This window comes from Stenotrophomonas sp. STEN031, from assembly GCF_056759975.1.
On the sequence record NZ_JBRREA010000019.1, the window covers coordinates 68,617 to 81,726 of the forward strand.

8 protein-coding genes are annotated in these 13,110 nt (G+C 66.5%); 3 read left to right on the plus strand and 5 right to left on the minus strand.

Annotated features, from left to right (window positions below; all coding sequences use genetic code 11):
- Positions 1–131 precede the first annotated feature (131 nt).
- Positions 132–4,013 (minus strand): phosphoribosylformylglycinamidine synthase, encoded by a 3,882-nt coding sequence (purL, locus tag ACVOLQ_RS11020; RefSeq protein ID WP_481528027.1) that lies wholly within the window; start codon positions 4,011–4,013, stop codon positions 132–134.
- Between the two features lie 319 nt (positions 4,014–4,332).
- Here purL and ACVOLQ_RS11025 point away from each other — a divergent pair, with 319 nt between their 5' ends.
- Positions 4,333–6,483, plus strand: a complete 2,151-nt coding sequence (locus ACVOLQ_RS11025) for a glycosyl hydrolase family 18 protein (RefSeq protein ID WP_481528028.1) — start codon at positions 4,333–4,335, stop codon at positions 6,481–6,483.
- 76 nt (positions 6,484–6,559) lie between these two features.
- On the opposite strand, the gene ACVOLQ_RS11030 is transcribed toward ACVOLQ_RS11025, so the two are convergent.
- Both ACVOLQ_RS11030 and xerD read right to left on the minus strand, forming a co-directional pair.
- Positions 6,560–7,339, minus strand: a complete 780-nt coding sequence (locus ACVOLQ_RS11030; protein ID WP_481528029.1) for a DsbC family protein — start codon at positions 7,337–7,339, stop codon at positions 6,560–6,562.
- Between the two features lie 174 nt (positions 7,340–7,513).
- Positions 7,514–8,491 carry a site-specific tyrosine recombinase XerD gene (gene xerD / locus ACVOLQ_RS11035; protein WP_481528030.1) on the minus strand — a complete coding sequence of 326 codons (978 nt, stop codon included), beginning with the start codon at positions 8,489–8,491 and terminating at the stop codon, positions 7,514–7,516.
- A gap of 70 nt (positions 8,492–8,561) precedes the next feature.
- On the opposite strand from xerD, the gene ACVOLQ_RS11040 reads away from it, so the two are divergent.
- Positions 8,562–9,023, plus strand: a complete 462-nt coding sequence (locus tag ACVOLQ_RS11040; RefSeq protein ID WP_481528031.1) for an RDD family protein — start codon at positions 8,562–8,564, stop codon at positions 9,021–9,023.
- Between the two features lie 171 nt (positions 9,024–9,194).
- On the opposite strand, the gene lptG is transcribed toward ACVOLQ_RS11040, so the two are convergent.
- Both lptG and lptF read right to left on the minus strand, forming a co-directional pair.
- A complete protein-coding gene (gene lptG, locus ACVOLQ_RS11045; protein ID WP_481528032.1) occupies positions 9,195–10,301 on the minus strand; it encodes an LPS export ABC transporter permease LptG in 1,107 nt (368 codons plus the stop codon).
- Entirely contained in the window at positions 10,298–11,383 is a 1,086-nt protein-coding gene (gene lptF / locus ACVOLQ_RS11050) for an LPS export ABC transporter permease LptF (RefSeq protein ID WP_481528033.1), read from the minus strand. The genes lptG and lptF overlap by 4 nt, the downstream gene beginning before the upstream one ends.
- Positions 11,384–11,488: 105 nt before the next feature.
- Here lptF and ACVOLQ_RS11055 point away from each other — a divergent pair, with 105 nt between their 5' ends.
- On the plus strand, positions 11,489–12,961 hold the full coding sequence (locus tag ACVOLQ_RS11055; RefSeq protein WP_481528034.1) for a leucyl aminopeptidase: 1,473 nt from the start codon (positions 11,489–11,491) through the stop codon (positions 12,959–12,961).
- Positions 12,962–13,110: the final 149 nt, after the last annotated feature.

Here is a 13,110-nt window from a genome sequence, read left to right on the forward strand (position 1 = left end):
CAGTTACTCGAATACAGCTGAGCGAGGAGAAAAAAATCAGCAGTCCAGAATGAAAAAAGCCCGCAGGCCTTGGCCTGCGGGCTTTTTTGGTTTTGTATGTACTGAAACTAACTTTCGGTGCTATCGCCTATTCAGCCGCACCATACTCTTGCGTTGCGGAACATCCGCAGCCACGGCGAATCCTCACCCCAGCTCGCCGGCGCCCAGCTCAGGTTGACCGTGCGCGGGGTGCGTTCCGGGTGCGGCATCAGGATGGTGACGCGACCGTCGCTGCTGGTCAGGCCGGTGATGCCGTCCGGCGAACCATTCGGATTGAGCGGGTATTGGGTGGCCACGCGGCCATCGCCATCAACGTAACGCAGGGCGATGCTGGCTGCTGCCTGGTCCACCGCACTGTCGAACTCGGCACGGCCTTCGCCGTGTGCCACCGCAACCGGCAGACGCGAGCCGGCCATGCCACGCAGCAGGATCGACGGCGACTCGACGATTTCCAGCAATGCAGTGCGTGCTTCGAACTGCTCGCCAGCATTGCGCAGGAACTTCGGCCAGTGCTCGGCACCGGGGATGATGTTCTTGAGCTGGCTCATCATCTGGCAACCGTTGCACACGCCCAGCGCGAAGGTATCCGGGCGCGCGAAGAAGGCCGCAAACGCCTCACGCAGCGCCGGGCGCTCGAGGATGGAGGTTGCCCAGCCACGGCCGGCACCCAGCACGTCGCCATAGCTGAAGCCACCGCAGGCAGCGATGCCGCGGAAGTCGGCGAGCTGCACGCGGCCTTCGATCAGGTCGCTCATGTGCACGTCGTAGGCGTCGAAGCCGACGCGCTCGAAGATGTTGGCCATTTCGATCTGGCCGTTGACGCCCTGCTCGCGCAGGATTGCCACCTTCGGACGCTTGCCGCTGGCGATGAACGGAGCGGCGACGTCGTCGGCCGGATCAAATGCCAGCTTCGGCTTCAGACCCGGCGCGTTGAAGTTGCGCGCAATCGCACGCTCCTGGTCAGCCGCATCCGGGTTGTCACGCAGCTTCTGCATGGCGTGTGTGACCGACCACCAGGCATCGAACAGTTCTTCCCAGCGCCATTCCACCACGCTGTCGCCAGCCAGCTGCACGCGCACCACCGGCGCGGTGGTCGGGCGGGCAATGCGCTGCGCGCATTCCGTCAACGCGTGGCGCTCGACCAGATCGGCAAAAGCGGCACGGTCTTCCTTGGCGATCTGCACCACGGCGCCCAGTTCTTCGTTGAACAAGCTGCGGAACGGATCGTCACCCCAGGCATCGAGCACGATGTCCAGGCCCATGCGCGAGGCGAATGCCATTTCGCACAGCGCGGCGAAAGCACCGCCGTCGCTGCGGTCGTGGTAGGCCAGCAACAGGCCGGACTCACGCGCATCGCAGATCAGTTCGAAGAACGCACGCAGGCGCTGCGGGTCGTCCAGGTCCGGCACTTCACCGGCAAAGGCCGGCAATGCGCTGTGGTCGGCCTGGGTCTGCGCCAGGATCGAGCCGCCCAGACGCTGCTTGCCAGCGCCCAGGCCAATCAACCACAGCTCGCTTTCGGTTTCGCGGTCGAGCAGCGGGGTCAGCTGCTGGCGGGCATCGCTGACCGGCGCGAACGCGGTGATCACCAGCGACACCGGCGATACCGACTTCTCGGTCTGGCCATCGGCCTGCCACTGCGCCTGCATCGACAGTGAGTCCTTGCCCACCGGGATGCTGATGTCCAACTGCGGGCACAGCTCCATACCCACCGCCTTGACCGCGTCATACAGCAGCGCGTCTTCGCCGTTGTGGCCGCAGGCGGCCATCCAGTTGGCCGACAGCTTGATCGTATCCAGCGCGGCTACCGGTGCAGCGCACAGGTTGGTGATGGCTTCACCCACCGCCATGCGTGCCGATGCAGCAGCGTTCAGCAGTGCCAGCGGGGTGCGCTCGCCCAGCGACATCGCCTCACCTGCATAGGTGTCAAACCCGGCCAGGGTGATGGCTACGTCGGCCATCGGCAGCTGCCACGGGCCGATCATCTGCTCGCGTGCGGTCAGGCCGCCAACGCTGCGGTCACCAATGGTGACCAGGAAGTTCTTGGACGCCACGGTCGGGTGCGCCAGCACGCGCAGGCCCGCCTCACGCAGGTCGATGCCGGCGGTCTTGAGCTGCGGCCACGGCGCTGCGGGCGGATGCGCAGTGTCACGGTGCATCTTCGGCGCCTTGCCGAACAGCACGTCCATCGGCAGGTCGATCGGTGCATCGGCCGGGGTATTGCCCGGGGTCGCGCCATAGGCCACGACCAGGTGTTCTTCCGTCGTGGCAACGCCAACGGCGGCAAACGGGCAGCGCTCGCGCGCGCAGATGGCGGCGAATTCGGCCAGGCGCTCCTGCGCCACGCCCAGTACATAGCGTTCCTGCGACTCGTTGCACCACAGTTCCAGCGGCGACAGCGAGGGATCGTCGGTGGGCACCTTGCCCAGGTCGATCACGCCACCGACATTGGAGTCGTGCAGCAGTTCGGGAATGGCGTTGGACAGGCCACCGGCGCCGACGTCGTGGAAGAACTTGATCGGGTTGTTCGTGCCCATGGCCACGCAACGGTCGATCACTTCCTGGCAGCGGCGCTCCATTTCCGGGTTGTCGCGCTGCACGCTGGCGAAGTCGAGGTCTTCGGCGCTTTCGCCCGAGGCCACCGACGAGGCCGCACCACCGCCCAGGCCGATCAGCATCGCCGGGCCGCCGAGCACGATCACCGCGTCGCCCGCCTGCAGCTGCAGCTTTTCAACCTGCACGCGATCAATCGCGCCCAGGCCGCCGGCCAACATGATCGGCTTGTCGTAGGCGCGGGTGATGCCATCTTCCGGCAGCTCGAAGCTGCGGAAATAGCCCAGCAGGTTCGGCCGGCCGAATTCGTTGTTGAACGCAGCGCCGCCGAGCGGGCCGTCGAGCATGATGTCCAGCGCCGGTGCCATGCGCGGGTTCAGCGCGCGCGGCGCTTCCCACGGCTGCGGCAGGGTCGGGATGCGCAGGTGCGAGACCGAGAAACCGGTCAGGCCGGCCTTGGGCTTGCCGCCACGGCCGGTGGCACCTTCGTCGCGGATCTCGCCACCGGCGCCGGTCGCGGCCCCCGGGAACGGCGCGATCGCGGTCGGGTGGTTATGCGTTTCCACCTTGATCTGGAAGGCGCTGGGCACCACCGCTTCGCTGCGGTACTTGCCGGTGGCCGGGTCCGGGCGATAGCGCGCGGCCGGCTCGCCTTCGATCACTGCGGCATTGTCGCTGTACGCGCTGAGCGTGTGCTGCGGGGTCTGCTGGTGGGTGTTCTTGATCATCTTGAACAGCGAGCGGTCCTGCGCGTTGCCGTCGATGGTCCAGCTGGCGTTGAAGATCTTGTGCCGGCAATGCTCGGAGTTGGCCTGCGCGAACATCATCAGCTCGACGTCGGACGGATCGCGGCCGAGTTCGCTGTAACGCTGGCGCAGGTAATCGATCTCGTCATCGGCCAGGGCCAGACCGAGGCGCTTGTTGGCGCCTTCCAGGTCAGCCAGCGCGATGCGCTCCAGGCTGCCGCGGCCGACGTTATTGAACAGCGCCTGGGCCTGGCCGATGTCGTCCAGCAGCGACTGGGTCATCGGATCGTGCAGCAGCTTGGCCAGCGCGGCCTGCTGGGCCGGATCGGTCGGCCAGCCGCTCAGGTCGATGCGGGTACCGCGCTCGACGCGCTGGATCGGCAGGCCGGCACCGCGTACCAGCTCGGTGGCCTTGCTCGACCACGGCGACAAGGTGCCCAGGCGCGGCACCACATAGCGCGAGATGGCGCCAGCGGCGCGCTCGGCGGCCTCTGGCTGGCCCTGCAGGATGCGGCCCAGCGTGGTCTGGTCGACCGCGCCGGCATCGGCAGCCTGGGTGAAATAGACGTGCCAGGCACCGGTAATGCGCAGATCGGCGGCAATGGACTGCAGGCGGGATTCAAGACGTTCGCGGCGGAACGGCGAAAGGGCAGCTGCGCCCTCGAGGACGATCATGTCCGGGAGACCATGGTGGGAATCGGCCCGCGATTGTACCGGACTCGACCGCCCCAAGCCTCAGCAGCCCAACTACCGGAAGTCCTCAGGGATGACGCGGTTCACACCGACAGCCCGCTGCGCATGCCAAACCGTGCCGGCTTTTTTGACAACGTTATCCTCAATCGGCCGGTACCTGCGTGCCGGTTCAGCAGCCCGGATCCGGGCCCAGCAAGCATTCCCCGCCGTCCCAAGGCCGGGCGCAAGCGCGCCCGCCTTGCCGAAGGCGTGCCCCAAAGACACCGCACAAGCACTAGCCAACCGCAGAAGGAAACCCGCCATGACGGACCATCCCACAGGCCCTGCAAGGGCCCGACATCCCCGCCAGCACCGCCACAGCGCGCGACTGGGCTGGACACTGGCCTTGGTACTCGCGTCAGCCAGCGTCCTGCCGGCGGCACAGGCCGCCAACTGCGCAGGGGTCAGGCCCTGGCTGGGAACCACCATCTACCAGTCCGGCGATACCCTGCAAAAGGACGGCGTGCTGTACCAGGCGCGCCAGACCATCTGGAACGCACCACCGGACCATCCCGCTGGCCGCCACTACTACGACAACCTGGGCCGCTGCGATGACACCGCACCGGCAGCCAACCAGCCGCCGCAGGTCCGCCTGACCTCGCCCAGCGCAGGCAGCACGTTCAGCGCCGGCAGCACCATCACCTTCAATGCTGCTGCCACCGACAGCGACGGCAGCATCCGCAAGGTCGAGTTCTTCCGCAACGGCCATTCCATGGGCAGCGTCAGCAGCGCGCCCTACAGCCTTGCCTGGCGCAACGCCGCAGCCGGCAATTACCTGCTCAGTGCGGTCGCCACCGATGACCGCAATGCCAGCACCACCTCGGTCACGGTCAGCGTCACTGTCACCGCGCCGGACAACGACAGCACCGCACCCTCGATCCCGGACGGACTCAGCGTGCAGGCGCGCACCCCGACCAGCATCGCGTTGCGCTGGAACACTGCCAGCGACAACCCTGGCGGCAGCGGCATCGCCGTCTATGACCTGTACCGCGACGGCACGCAGATCGCCTCGATTGCCGCCACCGGGCATACCGATACCGCGCTGACCCCAGCTACCAGCTATCGCTATGCCGTGCGCGCCCGCGACAAGGCAGGCAACGCCTCGGCACTCAGCGCCATGGTCAGCGTCAGCACCTTGGCCGAGGACACTGGCGGCGGCGGCCCAGGAGGGCCGGGAGACCCGGGCACCCCGAGTGACGGCAGCAAACGTGTCATCGGTTATTTCACCCAATGGGGCATCTATGGCCGCAACTACCGGGTCAAGAACATCGACAGCAGCGGTTCGGCGGCACGCCTGACCCATATCAACTACGCCTTCGGCAACGTCCGCAACAACCGCTGCGAAGTCGGCATCACCCAGGCCGCCGATCCAGCCAGCGGTGCCGGCGGCGATGCCTCTGCCGATTACACCCGCAGCTTTGGCGCCAGCGAAAGCGTCAGCGGTGTCGCCGACCAATGGAACCAGCCGCTGCGCGGCAACTGGAACCAGCTCAAGCAGCTCAAGGCCAAATACCCACAGCTGAAGACGCTGATCTCGCTCGGCGGCTGGACCTGGTCGCGCGGTTTCTCCAGTGCCGCACGCCCGGAGAACCGCCAGGCCTTTGTCGCCTCCTGCATTGATGCCTACATCAAGGGCAATCTGCCGTTCACCGACCATGCCGGCGGCAAGGGGGTAGCTGCAGGCGTGTTCGATGGCATCGACATCGATTGGGAATACCCGGCCGCCTGCGGCCTGGCCTGCGGCACGCCGGCCGACCGCGACAACTTCACCGCCCTGTTGGCCGAGTTCCGCCGACAATTGGACGCCGTGCGCCCTGGCCTGCTGCTGACCGTGGCGGTGGGTGCCGGCATCGACAAGATCCGTCCAACCGATCCGGCCGCGTATCACCGGCACCTGGATTTCATCAATGTGATGACCTACGACTTCCATGGCGCCTGGGCAGGCAACACCAATCACCACACTGCCCTGTTTCACTCACCGGCAGATCCTTCAACCGGTGACGCCGCCCTGTACAACAGCAACGACGCCATCGAGGCCTACCTGCAACGCGGCGTCCCGGCCGCCAAGCTGAATCTCGGCGTCGGCTTCTACGGCCGCGGCTGGACGGGCGTGGCGCGAACCAACAACGGTCTGTACCAGAGCGGGCGGCCGGCGGCAGGCAAGTACGAAGCCGGCATCGAGGACTGGAAGGTGCTGAAGAACCTCGGCTGGCCGGTGTATACCGACCCGCATGCACAGGCCACCTGGCTGTATGACGGCAATACCTTCTGGAGCGTGGATACACCGGAGATGCTCGGCCGCAAGATGGCCTACGTCAAAGCCCAAGGGCTGGGCGGCGCGTTCTTCTGGGAGTTCAGCGGTGACGATGCCCAGGGCACCCTGGTCCACAGCGTCAGCAGCGGCCTGAAGTAAGCCGCTGCCAAAACCACAACGCCCCTCGCGTTAGCGGGAGGGGCGTTGTCTGTTCAAACCTTGGCGGGCAGCGCTATCAGCGGCTGCCGCCAGCTTCGATACGGTCCAGCGCGGCCTTCAGCTGTGCTGGCGGCAGGTAGCCACCGAGCTGGCTACCATCGGCCGCGAAAATAGCCGGGGTACCGTTGATGCCCAGCTGCTGGCCCAGGTTGTACTGCATGGCCACCGGGTTGGTGCAGTTCCTGGCAGGAACCGGCTGACCGGTCTTGGCAGCGGTCAGCGCGGCCTTGCGGTCGCTGGCACACCAGACCGAGATCATGTCGGTGGCGTCCTTGCTGGCCAGGCCCATGCGCGGGAACGCCAGGTATTCGACCGCAATGCCATTGCGGTTCAGCTCGGCGATGTCCTGATGCAGCTTGCGGCAGTAACCACACTCGATATCCGTGAACACGCTGATGGTGTGTTTGGCGTTCGGCGGTGCGAACACGATGCGGTCAGCGTGCGGCAGGGTCTCGAGCAGGCCGCGGCGATAGGCCAGCAGGCCCGGACTGGTAGCCTGGGTCTTGTTGGCGATGTCATACGGCGTGGTCTGCAGCAGGTAGCGGCCGTCGTCGGTGACATACAGCACCTGCCCGGACACGATGACCTCGCGGAAGCCGGCAAACGGCGCCGCGCCGATGTAATCCGGCTTGAAGTTCGGATCCAGTTCCTTGAGCGCGTCACGCACCCGCTTTTCGACTGCAGCATCGGTGGCCGGAGCTGCGGCGGTAGCAGCGGTCTTGGATGCTGCGGGCTGCTGCGCGCAGGCGGTAAGACTGAGCGCGCCAAACAGCGCGGCAATGGCAAATCGGAACATGGCGACCCATCGAAAGAGAACAGCCGGATTCTCGCACACCGCCCGAATCAGTGTGGGAGCGGCGTCAGCCGCGAAACCCGGACTGCCTGAATACAGGCACCCACCGCAATCTCATGGCCCTTCGGCTTCGCGGCTGACGCCGCTCCCACAAAACAGCCCCCGCGCCGGGGAGACTCAGCCGCGCGGATGGTGGTTGCGGTGCAACTTCTGCAGGTGTTCGCGGGCCACCAGGGTGTAGATCTGGGTGGTGGACAGCGAGCTGTGGCCCAGCAACATCTGCAGCGCGCGCAGATCGGCGCCGTGGTTGAGCAGATGGGTGGCAAAACTGTGGCGCAGGCCGTGCGGGCTGATCTTGCCTGGGTCGATACCCGCTACTGCGGCACAGGCCTTCACCAGCGCCCAGAACTGCTGGCGGCTCAACGGAGTACGGTCCACGTCGACAAACAGCGGCACCTGCCCATCCGGTGTGGCGGCAACCGCCTTGCCACCGGCCAGCAGCGGCCGCGCGGAGGCCAGATAGCGTTCCAGCCAGTACTGCGACTCCTCCCCCAGTGGCACCAGCCGTTCCTTGCTGCCCTTGCCGGTCACCCGCAGCACACCTTGGCGCAGGTTGACCGCGTTTGCTGGCAGATTGACCAGTTCGCTGACGCGCAGGCCGGCGGCATACATCAGCTCCAGCATCGCACGGTCACGCAGGCCGACCGGGGTGTCCACGTCCGGCGCCGCCAGCAGGGCCTCGACCTGGCTTTCGGCCAGCGCCTTGGGCAGCGAGCGCGGCAGTTTCGGCGATTCCAGCAAGGCCGCAGGGTCTTCGCTACGCTCACCGCGCTTGAGCGCCTGGGCAAAGAAGGCCCGCAGCACCGACAGCAGGCGCGCGTTGCTGCGGGCGGTCCAGCCGTGGCGGGTGCGCCAGGCGAGATAATCAAACAGACCGACACGATCCACTCCGGCCAAGCCGCCTTTGGCCCCGTCGCGCCAGCGCGCCAGGCCTTCCAGATCACGCCGATAACTGTCCAGCGAAGCCCGCGCCAAGCCATGCTCGGCCCAGATCGCGTCCAGGAAGCGCTGGATCACCCGCTCATCGTCCGCACGCAGCGGTGGCAGTTGCTGTACCAGTTGGCGGCGTTCGGCGGGGGTCAGGGCGGCGGACATCGCGGCAAGGATAAGCCTTGCATCCTTGCCTGCCCATGCACGCTGGCAGCCACAATCGTATGCTCGGCGCATGAGCCCACCCGCCGCTGCCCCGACGCCCCGCCCCTCCGCACTGCTGCTGCGCCGCTTGGCCGCACTGTTCTACGACCTGTGGCCGGTACTGGCCTTGTGGATGCTGGTCTCGGCACTGTTCACGGTGGGCTATACCTTGGCCGGCCACGCCAGCCGCGACAACATCCACCCATTCAGCGCCCTGCAATGGCTGTTGTGGCTGAGTTGCTGGCTGGTTGCAGGGCTTTACGCCACCGAAAGCTGGAGACGCGGCGGCCAGACCCTGGGCATGCGCCCATGGCGGCTGCGCCTGCAGGCCGCCGACGGACAGGCACCCAGCCGTGCATTGCTGTGGAAACGCTATGCACTGGGCACGCTGTCATTGTTGCTGGCCGGTGTCGGCTTCATCTGGGCGCTGTTCGATCGCGAACGCCTGACCCTGCACGACCGCCTCAGCGGCACAAGGCTAACCAAACTGTAGTGCCGAGCCATGCTCGGCAGGGCCTTTCCGAACAAACCCACCACCGGTAGTGCCGAGCCATGCTCGGCAAGGGGCTTTCCAAACAAACCAACCGCCCTGTAGCGCCGAGCCATGCTCGGCAAGGGCATTACCGGTAAAGCGTCTGCCGAGCAGGGCTCGGCACTGCCACACTCAGCCTACCCGTCGTCGCGATAGCCACGCGGAGATCCCCAGCATCATGATCGGTGGCAAGGCATAGGCAATGCGGTAGTCAAATTTCAGCGCACCTGCCATGCGCCCGAAGAACATCTGCAGCAGCAGGAAGCCCAACGCGAACAACATACCCAGGAACAGCCGCTTGCCCATGCCGCCACTGCGCAGCGAGCCGAACGCGAACGGCACTGCCGCCAGGCACAGCGCCAGCACGTTCAAGGGGTAGAACCACCGGCTCCAGTAGGTATCTTCGTACTCGCGTGCATCCAACCCGTTGCGCTTGCGGTAGTCAATGCTGGTCTTCAGCTCACCGGCACTGAGGTTGCGCGGCTTGGCCAGGCCCGATGCCAGGGCAGCGGCATCCAACTTGGAGGCCCACTGCTCGTTGGCCAGTTCCTGACGGGTTACCGAGCGTTCGCCGAAGGTATCGCGACGCACACCTTCCAGCACCCAGCCCTGGGTGTCGTGGCGTGCGGCCTTGGCATAGGTCAGGCTTAACAGTCGGCCGTCTTCGCCCAGCTGGTACAGCCGCACATCGTGCAGCAGCAAGGTCGACTGGCCGTCCGCCGCGAGCTGTTCTTCGCCGGTCTGTGCATTGAGGAAGGTATCGCCTTCACGTGCCCACAGACCCGAGTAGCGTGCGGTGGCGATGTCGGTGTTGTAGCGGGCGCTGGTCTTCAGCGCGTCGGCGCGCCCCTGCGCCCACGGCGACAGGGTTTCGCCGTTGATCACCATCAACGCGGTCAGCAGCGACAGCGAGATCGCCACCGATACCGCAATCCGCCGACGCGACAGGCCGACCGCACGCAATGCCGTCAGTTCCGAAGTCGCCGCCAGCTGGCCCAGGCCCATCAGCGCGCCGATCACCGCCGCCATCGGGAACACGGTATAGGCCCGGCGCGGCAAGGTATAGGCCACCCACGCCAACGCATGGCCAAAACTGTAATGCCCCTGGCCGATTTTCCCGGCCTCGCCGGACAAGGCCATGATGGCATCCAGGCCGAGCAGCACCATCCACACCACCAGCACCGTGAACAGCACGGTCCGGCCTACGTAGATGTCATGAATCCGCGGCAGCAACCTCATGCTGTCGCCCCCGCCCGGCGGCGGCCAAGGCGCCCGTCACGGAAGTACAGCCACACCGCCAGCAACAGCAACGGCAAGGTCAACCACCACATACCGGCCTCCACCGGCAGCTTGCCCGCCGCCAGCCACTGGCGGCCGAGGATGCTCAGACTTACCCCCACCGTGTAGGCCAGGAAGGCCACCATGATGCGGCCGTAGCGCTGCTGCCGCGGTGCGCTGCGGGCGAGAGGCAGGGTCAGCAGGGCAAAGGCCAGCGCCAGCAACGGCGGGGTGATGCGCCAGTGCAGTTGGGCCTTGGCCTCAGGCCGCTCATCGCCAAGCAATTGGCGGGTGGACAGCATTTCCGGATCATTCTGGTCACGTACTTCGTCACGGTCCGGCAGCGCCACTTCGTTGCGGGCATAGCGCATCAAACGGTAATCCAGGGTGCCGCTCTCCGGGCCTTCAACCCGATAACCATCTTCCAGCCGCAGGTAGCGCTGGCGCTCGCCCTCGAAGAACATCGCCCCGCTATTGGCCGATACCACGTCGATACGCCCTTCCTTCTGCCGCTGCATAAACACCTTGCCCATCCGGGTGCCGTCGCCGGCCAGCGACGACAGGTAGACCACGCCACCACCGGCCAGCGGGGTGAACTGGCCCGGTTCCAGCCCGGCTACGACCATGCTGCGGCTGGCGTCCTGCAACATGCGCTCGGCGTTGCGATCAGCCCAGGGGCCCAGCCACAGCGAACAGGCCGCCACCAGCGCCACGATAGGCACGGTGAGCAGCAGGATCGGCTTGAGCAGGCGCTTGGGGCCGACGCCGACACCGGTCAGCACCGCCATTTCCGAGTCGCGGTACAGCCGCGCGATCGACAGCGCCAGACCCAGCATCAGGGCCAGCGGCAGGATGATGGGCAGATAGACGATGAACTGCAGTCCCAGCTGGGACAGCATCAAGCCGGCCGGGATGCGCCCGTCGGCAATGCGGCCGAGGATATCGACCAGCACACCACCCATGCTGACGACCAGGAGTACGGTCAAAGTGGCCAGAAAGCTCTGGAGGAAGTCACTCAGAAGGTAGCGGTCAAGCTTCGCCATAGGGTCGGTGGTTTAAACTCTCGGTTTAGTCCGCAGAACGCCCGGCCTCGATGGCCCCGCGTATACAGCCTGCGATTGTACGGATTTGGCAACGGAATCTGATCAATGTCTCTGGAATTCACCCTGAACCACGCCGCCCCGGTCTCCGCCGAGGTGGATTGCGTCATTGTTGGCGCCTACTCTGACAAGACGCTGAGCCCGGCTGCACAGGCCCTGGACGCCGCTTCCGGTGGCCGTCTGGCCGCCCTGGTCGAGCGCGGCGATGTTGGCGGCAAGACCGGCAACACCACCCTGCTGCACGACCTGGCCGGCGTCAGCGCCGCCCGCGTGCTGGTGGTTGGCCTCGGCGACCCGGCCAAGTTCGGCGTGGCCCAGTACCTGAAGGCCGCCGGTGACGCCGCCCGCGCCCTGAAGAGCGGCAATACCCGTAGCGCGCTGTTCACCCTGAACGAACTGCCGATCAAGGACCGCGACGCCGCCTGGAACGTCCGTCAGGCCGTGATCACCGCCAACCACGCCAGCTACCGCTATACCGCCACCCTGGGCAAGAAGAAGCCGGAAGCCCCGGGCCTGGAATCGCTGGCCATCGCCAGCAACGACGAAACCGCGCTGCTGCAGGGCCAGGCCATTGCCGCCGGCGTCGAATACGCCCGCGAGCTGGGCAACCTGCCGCCGAACTACTGCACCCCGGCCTACCTGGCCGAATCCTCGGTCAAGTTTGCCGCCGAGCACGACGGTGCCGAAGCCGAGATCCTGGACGAGGCGCAGATGGAAGCGCTGGGCATGGGCTCGCTGCTGGCCGTGGCCCGTGGCTCGGCCAACCGCCCCAAGCTAGTGGTGCTGAAGTGGAACAACGGCGGTGACGCCAAGCCCTACGTGCTGGTCGGCAAGGGCATCACCTTCGACACCGGCGGCGTCAACCTGAAGACCCAGGGCGGCATCGAGGAAATGAAGTACGACATGTGCGGTGGCGCCAACGTCATCGGCACCTTCGTCGCCACGGTCAAGGCCAAGCTGCCGTTGAACCTGGTGGTGGTGGTGCCTGCGGTGGAAAACGCCATCGACGGCAACGCCTACCGCCCGTCCGACGTGATCACCTCGATGTCGGGCAAGACCATCGAAGTGGGCAATACCGACGCCGAAGGCCGCCTGATCCTGTGCGATGCGCTGACCTATGCGCAGCGCTTCGAGCCGGCCGCGCTGATCGACGTTGCCACGCTGACCGGCGCCTGCATGGTGGCCCTGGGCCACCAGACCGCCGGCCTGATGAGCAAGCACGACGATCTGGCCAACGAACTGACTGCCGCTGGCGAGAACGTGTTCGACCGCGCCTGGCGCCTGCCGTTGTGGGACGAGTACCAGGGCATGCTGGATTCCAGCTTTGCCGACGTCTACAACATCGGCGGCCGTTGGGCCGGTGCCATCACCGCTGGCTGCTTCCTATCGCGCTTCACCGAAGGCCAGCGCTGGGCGCATCTGGACATCGCCGGCGTTGCCAGCGACGAAGGCAAGCGCGGCATGGCTACCGGTCGCCCGGTAGGCCTGCTGACCCAGTGGCTGCTGGACCGCGTTGCCTGAGTTATATCCGGGGTTGGAGAACCGGGGGGGGGGGGGGGGGGGGGGGGGGGGGGGCGCGCCGCGGGGCCCGGGGGGGGGGGGCGGGGCGGGGGGGGGGGGGGGGGGGGGGGGGGGGGGGGGGGGGGGGTGGGGGGGGGGGGGGGGGGGGG

Excerpts from the sequence above, each read along its gene's own strand:
- ACVOLQ_RS11030 (WP_481528029.1), bottom strand. The coding sequence starts at position 7,339 with ATGTTCCGATTTGCCATTGCCGCGCTGTTTGGCGCGCTCAGTCTTACC.
- ACVOLQ_RS11055 (WP_481528034.1), top strand. The coding sequence starts at position 11,489 with ATGTCTCTGGAATTCACCCTGAACCACGCCGCCCCGGTCTCCGCCGAG.
- xerD (WP_481528030.1), bottom strand. The coding sequence starts at position 8,491 with ATGTCCGCCGCCCTGACCCCCGCCGAACGCCGCCAACTGGTACAGCAA.
- ACVOLQ_RS11025 (WP_481528028.1), top strand. The coding sequence starts at position 4,333 with ATGACGGACCATCCCACAGGCCCTGCAAGGGCCCGACATCCCCGCCAG.
- ACVOLQ_RS11040 (WP_481528031.1), top strand. The coding sequence starts at position 8,562 with ATGAGCCCACCCGCCGCTGCCCCGACGCCCCGCCCCTCCGCACTGCTG.
- purL (WP_481528027.1), bottom strand. The coding sequence starts at position 4,013 with ATGATCGTCCTCGAGGGCGCAGCTGCCCTTTCGCCGTTCCGCCGCGAA.
- lptG (WP_481528032.1), bottom strand. The coding sequence starts at position 10,301 with ATGAGGTTGCTGCCGCGGATTCATGACATCTACGTAGGCCGGACCGTG.
- lptF (WP_481528033.1), bottom strand. The coding sequence starts at position 11,383 with ATGGCGAAGCTTGACCGCTACCTTCTGAGTGACTTCCTCCAGAGCTTT.